The following is a 16,423-nucleotide window of genomic DNA, read 5'->3' as shown; positions in this document are numbered from 1 at the left end:
TGAGAAACCGGCCAGGAGGTCTGTGCCTGTCCGATAAATCACCTTAAACTCCGAGATCATCCCCCTCGGAGGACGCGTGCGACTTCGCCCCCTGATCGTGAGCACGATCGCGCTGGCCCTGCTGCCGCTGTCTGGCCCGGCCTACGCCGAGGACCCGACACCAACTCCCAGCGACTCCCCAAGCCAGACCAAGGTGGAAGAGGGGTTAGGCGTCGACGGCGGGGCCGTGCGGGCCATCGTGGAGCTGACCGAGCCCGCGCAGAACGCCCCCGTCGCGGCCCAGGCGGCGGCCGAGAGCGTGGATGTGCTGCTCCAGCCGCTGAGCCAGTCGTTCATGGTCGTGGCGGGCACCGCGGAGGAGCTGGCCGAGCTGGCCGAGGATCCGCGGGTCACGTCCATCCACCGGGACAGGACGTACTCGCCGGTGGACGTCGGCCCCAACCTCAAGCTGATCGGCGCCGACCAGGCGCAGGCCAGGGGCCACACCGGCAGCGGGCAGGCGGTGGCCGTGCTGGACACCGGCATCGACCGTGACCACCCGTGGTTCGGGAACAGGGTCGTGGACGAGGCTTGCTTCTCCGCCGTGGAGCCCGGCGTCGAGTCGCTCTGCCCGAACGGCCAGACGTCCCAGACGGGCGCGGGCTCGGCCGACGCCACGACGGCGAAGTGCCTGGCGAACGGCGTGAACCTGTGCGAGCACGGCAGCCACGTCGCGGGCATCGCGGCAGGCACCGGAGGGGTGGCGCCGGGCGCGAACATCGTGGCCGTGCAGGTGTTCAGCCGGGTCAACGACGAGGACGTCTGCGGCGAGTCCTCGTGCCTGCTGGCGTTCGAGTCGTCGCTGCGGCAGGCCATGGACTATGTGGCGACCCTGAACCAGCCGATCGCCGCGGTGAACCTCAGCCTGGGCGGCGAGCTCTCGGAGACCGACTGCGACGCCAGCGAGGAAGGCGCGATCTTCAAACCGAAGATCGACGCCCTGCTGGCCAAGGGCATCGCGACCGTGGTGGCCGCGGGGAACGAGTATTTCGAAGGGGCGTCGTACCCGGCCTGCATCTCCTCCGCGGTGGCCGTCGGGGCGAACGACAACAACGACGCCATCGCGGACTTCTCCAACCGCGGCGCCGTCGTGGACCTGTTCGCGCCGGGCGTGGACGTCGAGTCGTCCGTCCCGGACAACCGGACGGCCGTGTTCAGCGGCACCTCGATGGCGACCCCGCACGTGGCCGGCGCGCTGGCGCTGATGAAGGCGGCCTCGCCGAACACGCCGATGGCCGATCTGATCAACACGCTGAAGAGCACCGGCAGGCCGTACGCGTACCAGGCCAACGGCACGCAGGTCACCACGCCGCGCCTGGACCTGGCGGCGGCCCTGGCCGGGGCGTCGCCGCAGCCGACCATCACGCAGTCGCCGCCGGCCGAGGACGCCCCCGTGCCGGACCCGTCGGACAGCAGCGGCCCCAGCCCCGAGCCCGAGGACCCGAGTGACCCGGCGCCGGAGCAGCCCTCGGCCTCCAGCTCGCCGGTCCCGCTGCCCACGGTCACCGTGACCGTGACGGTCACGCCGACCCCGAAGACCACCGCGCAGGTCTGCACGCGGGGCACCGCCGCGACGAAGCTGACGGCCGCCAAGTGGGCCGTGGAGATCCACCGCAGCAGCGGCACGATCCCGGACGCCACGCTCACCTGCTACCTGAAGCTGATCGGCAAGACGAGCAAGGTGTTCCCCGAGGTGACGAAGGCGTCCTCGCTCGGCAAGGCGTACCGGGTGCTGAAGAACACCACGACCAGCAAGGCCAAGCTGGACAGCGCGCTGCTCACGACCTGGCTGAACTGGGCCCACGGCACGAACGGCACCACGAAGCTGACCGCCGCCGAGAAGGTGCGGCTGAGCGGCAAGTCGTCCGCCGCGGCGCTGAGGAAGGCGGCGAAGAACATCAAGTAGCGGGCTCTGAGCCCGCATGAGGCAAAGATGCCTCCAACGTTTCTCCGGTCCACATACGCCACTGACATCACTGTTGTCGCAGGTGGGGAAGTATGCGGCTGTACATGAGCCGGGACCCTGGAGGAACACGTGAGGCTACGATCTCTGCTGGGCGGCGCCCTGGCGCTGGTCGCGACGTCCACCGTGCTCTGTGCGACCCCGGCGCTCCTGGCCGAGACCGAGCCCCCGGCGCCCCGGTCCGGCGCCGCGGGCAACGGGCCGCTCATCAGCCCCGCGCTCGTCGCGGAGGTACGGGCGACGTCCAGGGTGCGCTCCATCATCCAGGTCAAGCCCGGGCAGAGCGTCGAAGCCGTCGCCAAGGACCTCGAGCAGGCCTCCTCGACCAGCCGGGTCCTGGAGGCCACGGCCTCGCCGCACTTCTTCGTCGCCGAGGTGGACAGCGCGACGCTCGCGAAGCTGGAACAGGACGAGCGGGTCCAGGCCGTCTACAAGGACGAGCTGCGCATGCCCGCTCTCGACACCAGCACCGCCCTCATCCACTCGGATCGGGCGAACCAGGCGGGCTGGACCGGAAAGGGCACCACGGTCGCCATTCTCGACACGGGGATCGACCGGGACCATCCGTTCCTCGCCGGCCGGATCGTTGACGAGGCGTGCTTCTCCTCCTCCGACCCCCGCGACGGCACCGTCTCGCTCTGCCCGAACAAGCAGCACACCCAGACCGGCCCCGGCGCGGCCGACGCCGAGACGGCCCAGTGCATCGTCAGGGGCGCGAACGCCTGCTCCCACGGCACGCACGTGGCCGGCATCGCCGCAGGCCGGATGACCTCGGGCGCGCCCGCCAACGGCGTCGCCCCCGAGGCGCGCATTCTGCCGATCCAGGTCTTCACCCGCATCGACAACGCGGCGACCTGCCTCATGGGCCGCACTCCCCCGCCGTGCTTCCTCAGCTACATCTCCGACGAGAAGCTGGCGCTCGAGTACGTCGCGCGGGTGGTCAGGACCCACAACATCGCCGCGGTGAACCTGAGTCTCGGCGGCGGCGGCCCGTTCACCCGGACATGTGACGCGGACGCGGTCGCCGCCGCGGTCAAGCCCGAGTTCGACACGCTGGTGAGCCTGGGCGTGGCTCCCGTGGTGGCGGCGGGCAACAACGGCTTCGCGGACGGCATCGTCGCCCCCGCCTGCCTCTCCAGCGCCATCGCGGTGGGCGCCACCGACGACTACGACCGCCTGGCCGGCTTCACCAACCGGGGTTCGCTGCTCGACTTGTTCGCGCCGGGCGTGGGCATCACCTCCTCGACGCCCGACGACACGTACGCGGTGCACAGCGGCACCTCGATGGCCGCGCCGCACGTGACGGGGATGTTCGCGCTGATGAAGCAGGCGTACCCCGGCTCCACGGTCGCGCAGAGCCTGCAGCGCCTGCAGGGGACGGGCGCGGCGATCCGGTACTCCGCCGCGGGCGCCTCCGTGACCACGGCCAGGATCGACGCCGAGCACGCCACCTCGGCCGCCCACGCGTGATGCTCTGACATCAGTTGCCCCATTAACTACACTTCTGCAACAAATACCCCCGATCCCCCCGGAGGAACAGTTGAGACTCCCGTCTCTGCTGGCCGGCGCCATCGCGTTAGCCGCCACCTCGGCCGCGCTGGTCGCCACACCGCCCTCGCCGACCCCGACTCCAAGATCGACCCCGCGATCACGGCGGGCGGCGAGCACCGCGCCATCGTCCGCGTGCAACAGCCCGCACAGGTGGCGTCCGTGCAATCCAGCGCGGAGGCGGTCAAGCGGGACAAGAAGAACGTCTACGCGGAGCCACCCGCCGAGGTGGCGGGCAAGCTGGACTTCTTCGTCTACCGCGGCACCCGCGCCGAACTCGAGAAGATCGCCGAACAGTCCGACGTCGTCTCCATCCGCAAGGACCGGCTCAACGAGCCCTCGCTGGTGGAGAGCATCCCGCTGATCGGCGCGGACCGGGCCCACCGGCAGGGCTTCACGGGCAGGGGCACGGCCGTAGCGATCCTCGACTCCGGCATCGACAACGACCACCCCGCCTTCGGCAACCGCATCGTCGCCCAGGCCTGCTTCTCGGCCGCCGACCCGGCCGACAACTCCACGCCGCTGTGCCCGAACGGCAGCCAGTTCCAGATCGGTGACGGCGCGGCCGACGCCGAGACGGCCGCGTGCATGACGGGCGCCCCGCAGCCCCAGTACGGTCTGTGCTACCACGGCACGCACGTCGCGGGCATCACGGCCGGCCAGGCCACCGCCGACTTCCCGGCCGGCGGCGTGGCGCCCAGGGCCAAGATCGTCCCGGTGCAGGTGTTCAGCCGCTTCGACAACTCCCCGTACTGCGCCGGCCGCCCGGTCTGCATCCTGGCGTACGACTCCTCGATCCTGACCGGCATGGCGTACGCGGACCTGCTGGCCGACCAGTACGACATCGCCTCCGTCAACCTGAGCCTGGGCGGCGGCCAGTACACCGAGGCCTGCGACGAGGGCGACGGGGCCGACTTCAAGGCCGAGGTCGACAAGCTCCTCGCCAAGGGCACCGCCACGGTGGTCGCGTCGGGCAACAACGGCTGGGACGCGGCGGTGTCGTGGCCCGCGTGCGTCTCGAACACGGTCGCGGTGGGCGCTACGGACAAGAAGGACGCGATCGCCACCTTCTCCAACCGGGGGGCGCTGCTGGATGTGTTCGCGCCCGGGGTGGCGATCAAGGCGGCGATCACGGGGAACACGTACGCGACGCTGAACGGCACGTCCATGGCCGCCCCGCACGTGACGGGCGCCCTGGCCCTGCTCCACCAGAAGCGGCGCCACGCGGGGGTGGACCAGCTGGTCGACCTGTTGAAGCGCACGGGCAAGCCGATCACGTACACGAGCGCGGGGACGGAGGTCACGACGCCCCGCATCAACGTGTACGCGGCCCTGCACAGCCGCTAGCTAGTGCTGCATCAGGCGACGTTCGCCCCATATTGGGCCTCGTGGTGATCTCCCCTCCGTTTCTGAGTCGTTGTCATTGAGGCGAGGCGTCCGTTGACGCCGTGTCGGAGGACTCGAAGCGGCGATCAGGGTCAAGGGGCGCGCCAGCCGCGTTCAACTGACCGACGGCATTGTTCGGGGTTGTCGCCTGCGCTGATGAACAGGGTGGTCAGCAGCGGCACACCATGGGCTAGCGCTTGATGGGGCAGAGGGCCGGTGGCGACCAGTGATGCCAGTCCGTGTCCGATGATCCAGCTCTGGGTGGCCAGCCCCAGTGGGTCGATGTCGTCGCGAAAGCGGCCGGTGGCCGTGGCCCGTTCGACGGCCCGGACCAGACAGTGCAGCGTGTCGTCCGCGGCCTCGGCGTTCTCGAGCTCGAACCCGGCGTCGAACATGACCCGGTAGAGATCGGGACTTGCCAGCGCATTGGACAGGTAGGCGGCGCCGAGAGCAGCCAGATCCTGTACCGGATCCTCCGATGGTGCGACTGCGGCGAGGCGGGCAGCCAGGCGGGTGAAGCCTTCCTGCCGCATCGCTGTCCACAGGCCGTCCATGCCACCGAAGTAGGTGTAAACGGCCATGGTCGACATGCCGGTTCCGGCCACCAGGGAGCGGAGTGTGACCGGCTGCCGAGCGGCGAGCATCTGCGCGGCTCGGTCGATGAGCAGGGAGCGGACCGCCGGGTCCTTCGTCCTCATCATGACGCCACAATACATAGCTTTGCTATGTTATCGGTGAGTGCCGAACATGCTGTGCCGATATGCAAGGAGCGGACATGACCGTGACGCTGGTCAACCCCGACGGGTTGCCGAAACCCGACGTCTACCGCCAATTGTCGATCGCCACCGGATCGAAGCTGGTGTTCCTGGCGGGCCAGGTGGCCCGCGATGCCCAGGGCCGGCCAGTCGGTGAGGGGGATCTGGCCGCTCAGGTTGAGCAGGCTTACCTCAATATCGGCACCGCCCTGGCCGGGGTCGGCGGATCCTTCGATGACGTGGCCAAGCTGACCATCTATGTCGTCGACTGGACACCCGACAAGATGCCGCTGCTGGGCGAGGGGGTCACTCGGGCGGCGGCAAAGCTGGGAGTCGACCCTGTCAAGCCGATCACGCTGCTGGGCGTTGCCGCGCTGGGAGAACCCGATCTGCTGGTCGAGGTCGAGGCCACTGCCGTTATCGACTGAGTCGAGGTGCCTCAGACACGCCTGCCGGCCTCCCTGGTCGTCAGGCGTGATCACTTCAGAATGCGGGCATGGCTGAGCGAGTTCGCGTACGCGAGATCGATGATGACGAGGGCAACCGGCTGCTACGGATCGTGCGGCGGAGCTCCGGCTCCGTGGTAGCACGATTTCGGGCGTAACCTGAAATGTGGCAGAGCACCCTATAAGGGATCTTCGGTGACGAACCGATAGGGAGTCTGGACATGTCAGTGACTGCCGAACACCGCCAGCATGTCGACCACACTCACGAGCATGGACCCGGCTGCGGGCACGTGGCCGTCCCGCATGACGATCATGTCGACTATGTCCACGACGGTTGCCTGCACCGCGTCCACGACGATCATGTGGACGAGTGCGAGCCGAAGTCACACGCCACGCATGAGAGCCATGATCACCAGCATGGGCCGGAGTGCGGGCATGTGGCTGTCCCGCACGACGACCACGTCGACTACGTCCACGATGGACACCGTCACGCCTCGCATGAAGGCCATTGGGACGACCACTGAAGCGCGCAGTTCCGACAGGCGCGGCTCCCGTAGTACCGCCGGACGGCCCCACCTGCTGTCCCTGTGAGGTTCTGCTGCGAACAGCCCCGTCTCCTCAGCAGGCATATGGGCTTCCCGGCATCGGGGTTAGCGGACGCCTAGAGTGACCGGCGGGCCGCTGTCGAATCCGATGCTGACGCGCAACGGGCCCGCGTCGCCTTCGACAACCCGCACGCCTGCGGGTAGGCCACCGCACCACTGCCCGATGTCCTCTTGGGATCCTGCTATGTCGAGGCCGACGATGCCGGTGGGCCGGCGGGTGTGTGGTGCGGTCTTTCCTCGTGCGGCCGCGGCCGGTGGATGAGCGCGGGCAACCAACGCCGGATCATGTTCGGGCCGACGCCCGCCAACGTGTAGGCCGGCTAGCCAGGCCCTTCCTCCGGCACCTCGGAGGTCGTCAGGCTGTTCCGGGAGGCCAAGCGACGAAGCGACTCCGCGCCGTCGAACCCGACCAGCCACGCGACCGGTACAAGGGATCCGGATGCCTGTCCAGGGCTTGGTGCTGGGCTGCCGCGATCGGCGGCAGAGCCGGGTCCGGGACTTCACCGTCCCGGACAGTCAGAGGGCCGCGTCGAGCAGGCAGCGGGGAGCCCCGTGCAATTCGTCCGTGACCACCCGGCCGGCCACGCCGAACACTTCGGCCAGGAGTTCTGGTGTGATCACGTCCTTCGGTTTGCCATCGGCCCAGACCTGTCCTTCGTGGAGCGCGATGATGCGTTCGGCGAATCGGGCTGCGTGGTCCAGTTCGTGCAGGACGGTCACGACAGTGAGACCGCGGGCCTCGCGCAGGGTGCGCACCAGGTGGAGGACCTCCAGCTGGTGGCGGATGTCCAGATGGGCAGTCGGCTCGTCCAGGAGCAGGATGTCGGTGTTTTGAGCCACGGCGAGCGCCAGCCGTACGCGCTGACGCTCGCCGCCGGACAGCGTGTCGAGGACGCGGTCGGCGAGGTGGGCGACCCCGGCCAGTTCCAGTGCCTCGTCCATGGAGTCCGGCTCCCACAGCAGTCCCAGCGGTCCCCTGTGGGGGTACCGGCCCTGGCGGACGAGCTGGCGGACGGTCAGCGCGGGGACGGGCGGCAAGGTCTGGTGCAGGACCGCCAGCCGCTGTGCGACCTGCCGGCGCGACAGAGACGCCAGTTCCGTCCCGCCGAGCAGGATCCGGCCCGACGACGGCTTGAGCAGGCCCGCGATCAGGCGCAGCAGCGTGCTCTTGCCGCATCCGTTGACGCCGACCAGGGCCACGAACTCGCCGGGCTCGACGGTGAGGTCGATTCCGGCCAGGACCGGCCGGGTGGCGTACGAGAAGTGCAGGTCCTGAACCTTGACGCTCATTGAGATCTTCCCAGTCTGATCAGGACGGCGGAGCCGGCCAGAGCGGTGATCACGCCGGTCGGGACGCCGAGCCGATGCGTGCCGTTGAGGAGGTGTCCGGCGACCTGGGCGAACGTGTCCGCGCCGGCGAGCGCGATGGCTCCGATGACGGCTGCGGTGAGGACGCGGCCGCCCAGCCTGCGGGCGACGTGCGGGGCGATCAGGCCGACGAAGGCGATCGCCCCTGACAGGCTGGCCGCGCCGGCGGTCAGCGCGATCGCCACGGCAAGTGCGACGGCTCGCCCGATGGCGGGGTGCAGGCCGAGTGAGGCGGCGTGATCGTCGCTGGGTGACAGGACGGCCAGCATGCCCGAGCATGCCCACGCCAGGACGATGCCGCCGGCGATCCACCAGGAGGCGAAGATCAGGTGCTCCCACACCCGTCCATCCACCGAACCGATCAGCCAGCGCAGCGCGTTGCCGAACTTGCTGGGCTGGTAGGCCAGCAGCATCGTGGTCAGCCCTGCCAGCAGCGCGCTGCCGAGCAGGCCGTGGACCACCAGGTTGGCCGGGTCACGGCCCGCCGAAAGCAACCAGGTGATCCCGCCGCCGAGCGCGCCGCCGGCGAGTGCGGCGAGCAGCGCCCCGGCGGCGGAGTCGGCGGGGAACAGGCCGAGGGTGAGCCCGCCGAGGATGCCGAGCACCGCGCCGGGGTTGACGCCAGAGAATTCGGGCGCGGCCAGAGGGTTCCGCAGCGTCGCCTGCAGCACGTACCCGGAGACGCCCAGGGCCGCGCCGGTGAGCAACGCGGTGAGCAGCCTCGGCACGCCGAGTTCCCACACGATCTTCTCGGTCTGGCCGTCCGCGGCGCCGTCGAGCAGGCCGGCGATCGCGCCGAGTGGCTGGCCGGAGACGAGCAGGTGCGTGGCCGCGACCAGCGACAGCAGGGCCGCCGCCCTGGCCACCCGGCCGAATCCGGCCGTTCGGGTGCCAGACTCCGGCTTTTGCGTGAGCCGCGTGAGCGTCATGCGGAGGTTCGCCTTCGCAGCAGGATGGCCCCTGCCAGCACGCCGGACAGCGCCGTCCACGCCCCGAGCGGGGTTTCCACCGGGGCGAACGCCAGACGCGCGGCCAGGTCGGCCGTCAAGGTGACCAGGGCGCCCAGCGCGGCCGACCACGGCAGCCAGCTCCGGACACCCGCGTGAGGGCGCAATCGCCTGGCCGTCACCGGTGCCAGGAACCCCACCCATGCGATCGGGCCGCAGGGACCGGTCACGGCGCCGATCAGCAAGGTGGAGACCGCGAGCACCCCGAGCCGGGCGCGGTTCACACGGCTGCCGAGGGAGGCGGCCGTGTCGTCACCGAGGCGTAGCAGGCCGAGCGCGGGAACGCACAGCACGACCAGCGGGATCGCGGCGGCGAACCACGGCAGGGACCTGGAGGTCTGCTCCCACATCAGGCCGGACAGGCTTCCGACGAGGTAGCGGAAGAGCATGTCGTACTGGAGGCGGTCGGCGGTGGCCATCACGGCCAGCAGCAGCGCCTGGATGCCGGTCGAGACCGCGGCGCCGATCAGCAGGACGCCACCGGCGCTCCGGCCCGTCCTGGCCGCGGCCAGCGTTACGAGCCCGCCGAGCGCGGCACCGAGCAGGCCCGCCAGCGCATACAGCGAAGGCGGCACGGGCAGCGCCCACACCACGCACACGCTCACCGCCAGCGCGGCCCCGGTCGAGACGCCCAGCATCTCGGGCACGGCGAGTGGGTTCCTGAGCGACTCCTGCAGGAGGAGCCCGGCCGCGCCGATGGCCGCGCCGCCGAGCAGGCCGATCAGTACGCGCGGGACGCGCAGCTCCCAGACCACGACGTGCGCGATCGAGTCCGGAGCAGCCACGAGGAGGTCCTGAGGGGCCACGAACGGCGTGCCCAGACACAGCCCGGCCAGCGCCACCACGGCGAGACCGAGCCCAGCTGCCCACGGCGCGAGCGCGCGCGGGCGCCGTGCGCCGGTCCCCGGACGTACGCCGATGGCAGCGCTCATCCGGCGGCCTTGGCGAGCGCCTCGTCCAGGATGATGCCGAACGCCCTGGTGCCCCGGCCCGAAGCCCACAGTTCGGTCGGCACCTCGAACACCTTGCCCGCCGCCACAGCGGGAACGCGCTTCCACACCGGGTTGTCCTTGTAGTGCTCGCTGGCCGAGGTCCCGAACGACTGGATGAAGATGACCTGAGGCGCCTTGGCCAGGATCTCCTCGATGCTGTAGGCCTGCGCGGTCTCGAAGCCACCGCCCTTGCTGGGCCAGGGGTAGGCGAAGAATTGCGACATGTAGTGGCCCAGCACGTCCTCGGTGGTGTTGACGCCCACCGAGGTGCCGCCGTACATCGCCAGCACCGGCTTCTTGTCCAGCCCCGCAGCCTTGGCTCGATTCACCCCGTCGGCGAACTTGGCGCGGAACCTGCTCTCCGCCGCGGCCTGCTGCTGTCCGCGGTCGGTGAGCTGGGCGAGTGCGCGCAGGTAGCCGATCGAGTCCTCGTACGACTTCACCTGCACGACCCACAGCGGCGCGAACTTCTCCACGGCGGTCCTGAGCTGGTCGTGCACGCCGGCGAGGCCGATCACCAGGTCGGGCTTCGCCTCGGCGATCTTGGCGACGTCCTCGCCGCCGAAGCTGCCCGGGATGGCTGGAACGTCCGCGCCCTTCGCGCCCAGGTAGTCGGGGCGGGACAGCAGCTTGGGCAGAGTCGTGGCCACCGGCGTCAGACCCAGCTCGACCAGGGCGTCGTCGCACAAGCCGGTCAGGCAGACCACGCGCTCAGGCTTCTTGGGCAGCGTGAACGTCTTGCCGTGCGGATCGGTGACGGTCAGAGCCGCGCTGACTGGAGTGACCGGGGCGGCGGCCGGGGCGGAGGCCTGGGGCTGCGCCGGGGTCGCGGCGCCGACTTGGGGGTCGCTCTGACCACAGGACGCCACCAGGGCGAGCGAGGCCAGGGTGATGAGGGATCGCCTCATCGCGGGCCAGGCGCGTTGCCCGCCGAGGGAGAAAGCGCCGCGGCGCATGGGACCTCCAGTTGTGAAAACCATTATCAACCCTAGACGGTGAAAATAGTTATCATTTACGCTCGCTTCTCATCAAGGGGCAAATCATGCCTCCCGCGGACTGGGAAGGACAGCGAGTGATCGTTCATCGCCGTCTGCTGCAGCTGGGCGGCAGCGTGAAGGGGCCGATCGCGGCCTGTGTGGGGCTGGGCCTGGCGGTCAGCGCCGCGTACGTCGCCCAGGCGGTCCTGCTCACCGCGGCCCTGGCCGCCCTGGTACGCGGGGACGCCCCGGCCGCGGTGCGCCTGCTGGCCTGGACCTTCGTCGTGATCGCGGCACGGGCGGCTCTCCTGTGGGCCCGGGAAACCGTCACCGTGTGGGCGGGTGGGCTGATCAAGGCCAGGTTGCGTGATCGGCTGATCGTCCACCTGGGCCGGCTGGGCCCGGCGCACCTGACCGGTGCCCGCACGGGGAATGTGCAGACCACGCTGGTCGACGGAGTGGAAGGGCTGGACCCGTACTTCAGCCGTTATCTGCCGCAGGTCGTGATCACCTTCTGCGTGCCGGTGGCGCTGGTCGGCTGGCTGTTCACGGTGAACGCGGCGGCCGCGGCGGTCCTGGCCGTCGCCGTGGCCAGTGTCCTGATCATTCCCAGGTTCTGGGACGCGACGCTGCTGCGGCGGGGACGCGGCCGCTGGGCCGCGTTCGCCGCGCTGGCCTCGGACTACCTGGAGGCGATGCAGGGCATGGCGACGCTGCGGGCGTTCGGAGCCGTCGGCGCACTGGGGACGCGGCTGACGGGGCGGGCCCACGCCCTCTACGTGACCACCATGCGCCAGCTCAGGATCTCGCTCGTGGAGACCGGGATCAGCACGTTCTTCGTCCAGGCAGGCACGGCCACGGCCATCCTCGCCGCGACGACCGCGGGCAGCGCGTGGGAAGTGTTCGCCGTCTTGATGATCGCCGTGGAGTGCTTCCGTCCGGTGAAGAACCTCTCCGACTCCTGGCACGCCGGATATCTCGGGATAACGGCGGTCGATGGGATCGAGGCCCTGCTGGCGGCGTCCCCGGCCGTCGAGGACCGGGGAACGCGGCGCGACTTCCCCGGGCCACCCGCCATCACCTTCGAGCAGGTCACCTTCGCCTATCCGGGCTCCGAACGGCCCGCCGTCCGCGATGTCGGTTTCACCGTCGAGCCGGGCCGCACCGTCGCCCTGGTCGGCCCGTCGGGCGCGGGCAAGAGCACGCTGGCCGCCCTTCTGCAGCGTCACTACGACCCCGACCAAGGCGCCATCACCATCGGCGGGGCTGATGTGCGCGACCTCACACTCGACGCGCTGCGCGGCGCCGTAGCGGTCGTGGCCCAGGACACCTACCTCTTCCACGGCACGGTCGCCGAGAACCTGCGCCTGGCCAGGCCGGAAGCCACCGATGAGGAACTGGTCGCCGCCGCTCGGCTGGCCGCCGCCCATGACTTCATCACCGAACTGCCCGGCGGCTACGACACGCCGCTGGGGGAGCGCGGGACGACGCTGTCGGGCGGGCAGCGGCAGCGCCTGGCCATCGCGCGGGCACTGCTGGCCGACGCCCCCGTCCTGGTGCTCGACGAGGCCACCTCGCACGTGGACGCGCGCACCGAGCAGGCGCTGTCCGAGGTGCGGCGGGGCCGTACCTGCCTGATGATCGCCCACCGGCCCGACACCATCCGTCAGGCCGACCACGTGGTGACCCTGGAGAACGGAACCATCCTGGAGACCGTGGCATGACCCCGTCCATCCGCTGGCTCGCGGGCGCCGTCGGCGCGCACCGCCGGGCCTTCGTCTCCACCCTGGCCGCGAACCTGCTCGGCCAGCTCGCGGCGCTCGGCGCGGCCGTGACCGGCGCCTGGCTGGTCGGCCGCGTGATCGGCGGCCAGAGCGCGCCGCTCGACCTGGCCGGCGCCATGCTCGGCGGGCTCGTCGTGGTGGCCACGCTGGCCGCCTGGTGGGAGACCTACGTCGCGCATGATCTGGCGTACCTGGTGCTGGCCAGGCTGCGCGGCCAGGTGTACGACGCGGTCGCCAGGATCGCCCCGGCCCGCCTGCTGGGCCGCCGCAGCGGCGACCTGTCGGCGGCCGTGCTGTCGGACATCGAAACCCTGGAGTGGCTTTTCGCGCACACCCTGGCACAGCTCATCACGGCGGGCACGGTGCTGACGGCCGCGAGTGTGGCCGCGGCGATGATCGACCCCCTGCTGCTGACCGTGTCGCTGCCGCTGGCCGCCTGCGTGCTCACCGTGCCGCTGTGGCTGCGCAAGACCTCCCGCCGGCACGGCGACGAGTTGCGTGCCGCCACCGCTGAGCTGACCTCCGACGTGGTCGACACCGTCCAGGGCATGCGCGAGCTCGCGGCCTTCCGCGCGTTGGAACGTCGCAGGGACCTGCTGGCGCGCAAGACCCGCCGGCTGGCACGCGCCCAGGCGGCGAACGCGGCCCGTGGCGGGCTCGAGGCGGCCCTCACCGACCTGCTCCTCGCCGTCGCGGCGGCCGGGACGCTGCTCCTGGTCGCCACCGTGATCCGAACCCCGGCCGACGCCCCGGTGGCCATGGTCCTGGCGGCCGGCTCGCTGGGACCGGCGGCCCAGGTGGCGTTGCTGCTCAAGGAGTACGGCACGCTGCGCGCGGCGGCCGACCGGGTCCACACGTTGGTCACCGCACCCGCCAACGTGCCCCCGCCGCGCGAGGTCCTCCAGGTGGCCGCCCAGCCGGATGTGGTCTTCGAGGACGTGCGCTTCCGGTACACCCCGGACGGGACCGACGTGCTGCGCGGTGTGTCCTTCCGCATCCCGTACGGCAAGACCGTCGCCCTGGTCGGCGCCTCAGGGGCGGGCAAGTCCACCTGCGTGTCGCTCCTGCTGCGCCACTGGGACCCCGACGACGGGCGCATCCTGGTGGGTGGCGTACCACTGCCACGCATCGCCGACCTGCACCGGCACGTCACGGTGGTGCCACAGGACGTGCACCTGTTCGCCGGCACGATCGGGCAGAACGTACGGCTCGGAGCACCCGACGCCGACGTGGCGGGCGCACTGCGCACCTCCCAGCTCACCATTGACCCGGAGCTCCCCGTCGGGGAACGAGGCACCACCCTCTCCGGCGGCCAGCGCGCCAGGGTGGCCATCGCCCGGGCGCTCGCCACCGGCGCGCCGGTGCTCGTGCTGGACGAGGCGGTGGCCAACCTCGACCCCGACAACGAGGCCCGCCTCACCGAGGCGCTCCAGCAAGCCGCCACAGGACGGGCCACGCTGGTCATCGCCCACCGCTTGTCCACCATCCGAAAAGCCGACCACATCGTGCTGCTGGAGGAAGGACGCGTCGCAGCCGAAGGCTCCTACGACGAGCTCAGCGAGCGGTTGTCCCATCTGTTCGCACGGCAGTCGTGAAGGGTGGCAGCGGCGCGCGGGTGATCCGCCCGTCGCCCCGGAAACCGCTAGATCACTTCCCGGAGCACGTCGTCGACCGGGGTGGCGCTCACGCCGAGGATCTTCTGGGTCTCGGAGAAGTCGATGACCCAGGGGTGGCCAGGCTTCTCGAGCACTTCGTGCATTTCCGCCCAGAACGGCTGGGTGAACTCGAGCAGGGTCAGGTCGCGTTCGGTCATCTCCTCCATCCGCGGCTTCGGCGCCCCCGCGAGCTCGGCGAGTCGCCCGGCCAGTTCCCGCGCCGACAGGGTCGCGGTGGGTACGTGCCAGGCCCGGCCGAACGCCTGCTCGCTGCGGCTCGCGGCGACCAGTGTGCGTGCGGTGTCGCCGATCGCCGAGTAACTGTGCGGCACGTCGAGTGCCTGCGGCACCAGGGCAAGCCTGCCTTCAAGGACTTGCCGCTGCACCATGAGGCTGAACACCGAGACGGCCCCGCCGCCGTAGAACTGGGCGGCCCGTACCTCGGTGACCTTCACCCCTGAGGCGGCGGCTTCCTCCCACACCAGCGCCCTGGTCCGCCCCTTGGGCCCGGTCGCGGCCAGCGGGAAGTCCGGCCTGATCGGCCCCTCCACCGGCCCGTAGGCGTAGAGGTTGCCGAGCATGACGTAGTCGGCCCCGGTCCGCCGCACCGCGCCGAGCAGCGACGCCGACAGGATCGAAAATTGCTCGGGCCAGGTGTGGTACGGCGGCGCGGCGGTGGTGAACAGCGTGTCCGCGCCCTCGGTCAGCTCGGTGAGCCGATCGGTGTCGGTCGCGTCCGCGGCTACTTTCTCGACGAGCGGGTGGTCGGGCCCGCCGCCGGTGCGGCTGATCATCCGTACCCGCTCGCCGTCTTCGGCCAGCAGCAGAGCGGTCTTCGACGCGGCGGCCCCGCGACCCACGATCACATGAAATTTCATGATTACAACGGTGGCGACCTGCGGCCTCGTAGCATAGTGGCCTGAATGCCAACTATCCGGAGGATCTGGCCATGCACCGCATCGCCGCCGTCGTCGTGCCGCCCGTGCTGAGCTTCGACATCTCGATCCCGCTCATGGTGTTCGACAACGGCTCCCACTACGACGTGCGCGTCTGCACGGCGCGGCCCGGCCAGGTGCCGACCGTCGGCGGTCCCGACGTGGTGGTGACGGACGGCCTGGAGGCGATGGAGGGCGCCGACACCGTGATCGCCGTCGGCAGCGGCGGCGAGCCAGCCCCCACGGAGGTCCTCGACGCCTTGCGGAAGGCCGCGGCCCGCGGAGCCCGGATCGCCTCGCTGTGCACGGGCGCGTTCGTGCTGGGCCAGGCAGGCCTGCTCGACGGGCGCCGCGCCACCACCCACTGGGGGCTGGCCGGCGACCTCGCCGCCCGCTACCCGTCGATCGATGTCCGGCCCGACGTCCTGTTCGTCGAGGACGGCGGCATCTTCACCTCGGCGGGCGCCGCGGCCGCCATTGACCTGTGCCTGCATCTGATCAGGCTCGACTACGGAGCGGCCGTGGCCAACGCGGCGGCGCGGCTCGCGGTCGTCTCCCCCGTACGGCCCGGCGGCCAGGCCCAGTTCATCGAGACGCCGCTGCCGCCCGAGCGCGGCACCTCACTCGCCCCCACCCGGGCGTGGGCGCTGGAGCACCTCGACCGCCCGCTCACCCTGGCCGACCTGGCCGGTCACGCCAAGGTGAGCGTGCGGACGCTGACCAGGCGCTTCCACGCAGAGACCGGGCTGAGCCCGCTCCAGTGGCTGCTGCACCGGCGCGTGGACCGGGCCAGGGAACTGCTGGAGACCACCGAGCTGCCCATGGATCAGGTCGCCGGGAAGAGCGGTCTGGGCAGCGCGGACTCCCTCCGCAAGCACCTGGTCAGCCGGGTCGGGCTCACGCCCACGGCCTACCGTGCGAGCTTCACCCGGGCGGTGTGAGCGCGGGGTGAGCCGGCGGTGA

At 70.8% G+C, this 16,423-nt stretch carries 14 protein-coding genes; 7 read left to right on the top strand and 7 right to left on the bottom strand.

Annotated features, from left to right (window positions below):
* Positions 1 to 76 precede the first annotated feature (76 nt).
* The 3 genes from ACIBVN_RS35685 to ACIBVN_RS35675 all read left to right on the top strand — a co-directional run bounded on the left by ACIBVN_RS35685 (position 77) and on the right by ACIBVN_RS35675 (position 4,897).
* Positions 77 to 1,945: a S8 family peptidase gene (locus ACIBVN_RS35685; RefSeq protein WP_397144111.1), complete on the top strand. Its 1,869-nt coding sequence runs from the start codon at positions 77 to 79 to the stop codon at positions 1,943 to 1,945.
* Between the two features lie 129 nt (positions 1,946 to 2,074).
* A complete protein-coding gene (locus ACIBVN_RS35680) occupies positions 2,075 to 3,472 on the top strand; it encodes a S8 family peptidase (RefSeq protein ID WP_397144110.1) in 1,398 nt (465 codons plus the stop codon).
* Positions 3,473 to 3,712: 240 nt separating this feature from the next.
* Positions 3,713 to 4,897 (top strand): S8 family peptidase, encoded by a 1,185-nt coding sequence (locus tag ACIBVN_RS35675; protein ID WP_397144108.1) that lies wholly within the window; start codon positions 3,713 to 3,715, stop codon positions 4,895 to 4,897.
* A 131-nt stretch (positions 4,898 to 5,028) separates the two neighbouring features.
* On the opposite strand, the gene ACIBVN_RS35670 is transcribed toward ACIBVN_RS35675, so the two are convergent.
* Positions 5,029 to 5,637, bottom strand: coding sequence for a TetR/AcrR family transcriptional regulator (locus ACIBVN_RS35670; RefSeq protein WP_397144106.1), 609 nt, complete (start codon positions 5,635 to 5,637; stop codon positions 5,029 to 5,031).
* Between the two features lie 74 nt (positions 5,638 to 5,711).
* Between ACIBVN_RS35670 and ACIBVN_RS35665 the strand changes: the two genes are divergently transcribed.
* Positions 5,712 to 6,119: a RidA family protein gene (locus ACIBVN_RS35665; protein WP_397144104.1), complete on the top strand. Its 408-nt coding sequence runs from the start codon at positions 5,712 to 5,714 to the stop codon at positions 6,117 to 6,119.
* A 242-nt stretch (positions 6,120 to 6,361) separates the two neighbouring features.
* Here ACIBVN_RS35665 and ACIBVN_RS35660 read toward each other — a convergent pair whose 3' ends face one another.
* The 5 genes from ACIBVN_RS35660 to ACIBVN_RS35640 form a co-directional block, all read right to left on the bottom strand.
* On the bottom strand, positions 6,362 to 6,499 hold the full coding sequence (locus ACIBVN_RS35660) for a hypothetical protein (RefSeq protein ID WP_397144102.1): 138 nt from the start codon (positions 6,497 to 6,499) through the stop codon (positions 6,362 to 6,364).
* A gap of 759 nt (positions 6,500 to 7,258) precedes the next feature.
* Positions 7,259 to 8,032: an ABC transporter ATP-binding protein gene (locus ACIBVN_RS35655; RefSeq protein ID WP_397144100.1), complete on the bottom strand. Its 774-nt coding sequence runs from the start codon at positions 8,030 to 8,032 to the stop codon at positions 7,259 to 7,261.
* Entirely contained in the window at positions 8,029 to 9,039 is a 1,011-nt protein-coding gene (locus ACIBVN_RS35650; RefSeq protein ID WP_397144098.1) for a FecCD family ABC transporter permease, read from the bottom strand. Before ACIBVN_RS35650 ends, ACIBVN_RS35655 begins: the two co-directional genes overlap by 4 nt.
* A complete protein-coding gene (locus tag ACIBVN_RS35645; protein WP_397144096.1) occupies positions 9,036 to 10,049 on the bottom strand; it encodes a FecCD family ABC transporter permease in 1,014 nt (337 codons plus the stop codon). The genes ACIBVN_RS35650 and ACIBVN_RS35645 overlap by 4 nt, the downstream gene beginning before the upstream one ends.
* The gene (locus tag ACIBVN_RS35640) at positions 10,046 to 11,065 is read right to left on the bottom strand and encodes an ABC transporter substrate-binding protein (RefSeq protein ID WP_397144094.1); all 1,020 of its coding nucleotides are present in this window, start codon (positions 11,063 to 11,065) and stop codon (positions 10,046 to 10,048) included. Before ACIBVN_RS35640 ends, ACIBVN_RS35645 begins: the two co-directional genes overlap by 4 nt.
* A 116-nt stretch (positions 11,066 to 11,181) precedes the next feature.
* Between ACIBVN_RS35640 and ACIBVN_RS35635 the strand changes: the two genes are divergently transcribed.
* Positions 11,182 to 12,810, top strand: a complete 1,629-nt coding sequence (locus ACIBVN_RS35635; RefSeq protein WP_397144092.1) for an ABC transporter ATP-binding protein/permease — start codon at positions 11,182 to 11,184, stop codon at positions 12,808 to 12,810.
* Complete coding sequence (locus ACIBVN_RS35630; RefSeq protein WP_397144090.1) at positions 12,807 to 14,465, top strand: ABC transporter ATP-binding protein; 1,659 nt, start codon at positions 12,807 to 12,809, stop codon at positions 14,463 to 14,465. Before ACIBVN_RS35635 ends, ACIBVN_RS35630 begins: the two co-directional genes overlap by 4 nt.
* A 47-nt stretch (positions 14,466 to 14,512) precedes the next feature.
* Here ACIBVN_RS35630 and ACIBVN_RS35625 read toward each other — a convergent pair whose 3' ends face one another.
* Positions 14,513 to 15,403 (bottom strand): NAD-dependent epimerase, encoded by an 891-nt coding sequence (locus ACIBVN_RS35625; protein ID WP_397144088.1) that lies wholly within the window; start codon positions 15,401 to 15,403, stop codon positions 14,513 to 14,515.
* A 71-nt stretch (positions 15,404 to 15,474) separates the two neighbouring features.
* Between ACIBVN_RS35625 and ACIBVN_RS35620 the strand changes: the two genes are divergently transcribed.
* The gene (locus ACIBVN_RS35620) at positions 15,475 to 16,401 is read left to right on the top strand and encodes a GlxA family transcriptional regulator (RefSeq protein ID WP_397144086.1); all 927 of its coding nucleotides are present in this window, start codon (positions 15,475 to 15,477) and stop codon (positions 16,399 to 16,401) included.
* Positions 16,402 to 16,423: the final 22 nt, after the last annotated feature.

This window comes from Nonomuraea sp. NPDC049400, from assembly GCF_044466425.1.
GTDB lineage: Bacteria > Actinomycetota > Actinomycetes > Streptosporangiales > Streptosporangiaceae > Nonomuraea.
The sequence above is the reverse complement of the archived record's forward strand: the minus strand, read 5'-3'. Positions and strand labels throughout refer to the sequence as shown.

Bases quoted from the DNA above. Each gene is read 5' to 3' on its own strand.
- ACIBVN_RS35670 (WP_397144106.1), bottom strand. From the start codon at position 5,637: ATGATGAGGACGAAGGACCCGGCGGTCCGCTCCCTGCTCATCGACCGA.
- ACIBVN_RS35665 (WP_397144104.1), top strand. From the start codon at position 5,712: ATGACCGTGACGCTGGTCAACCCCGACGGGTTGCCGAAACCCGACGTC.
- ACIBVN_RS35660 (WP_397144102.1), bottom strand. From the start codon at position 6,499: ATGATCGTCGTGGACGCGGTGCAGGCAACCGTCGTGGACATAGTCGAC.
- ACIBVN_RS35655 (WP_397144100.1), bottom strand. From the start codon at position 8,032: ATGAGCGTCAAGGTTCAGGACCTGCACTTCTCGTACGCCACCCGGCCG.
- ACIBVN_RS35650 (WP_397144098.1), bottom strand. From the start codon at position 9,039: ATGACGCTCACGCGGCTCACGCAAAAGCCGGAGTCTGGCACCCGAACG.
- ACIBVN_RS35645 (WP_397144096.1), bottom strand. From the start codon at position 10,049: ATGAGCGCTGCCATCGGCGTACGTCCGGGGACCGGCGCACGGCGCCCG.
- ACIBVN_RS35640 (WP_397144094.1), bottom strand. From the start codon at position 11,065: ATGCGCCGCGGCGCTTTCTCCCTCGGCGGGCAACGCGCCTGGCCCGCG.
- ACIBVN_RS35630 (WP_397144090.1), top strand. From the start codon at position 12,807: ATGACCCCGTCCATCCGCTGGCTCGCGGGCGCCGTCGGCGCGCACCGC.
- ACIBVN_RS35625 (WP_397144088.1), bottom strand. From the start codon at position 15,403: ATGAAATTTCATGTGATCGTGGGTCGCGGGGCCGCCGCGTCGAAGACC.
- ACIBVN_RS35620 (WP_397144086.1), top strand. From the start codon at position 15,475: ATGCACCGCATCGCCGCCGTCGTCGTGCCGCCCGTGCTGAGCTTCGAC.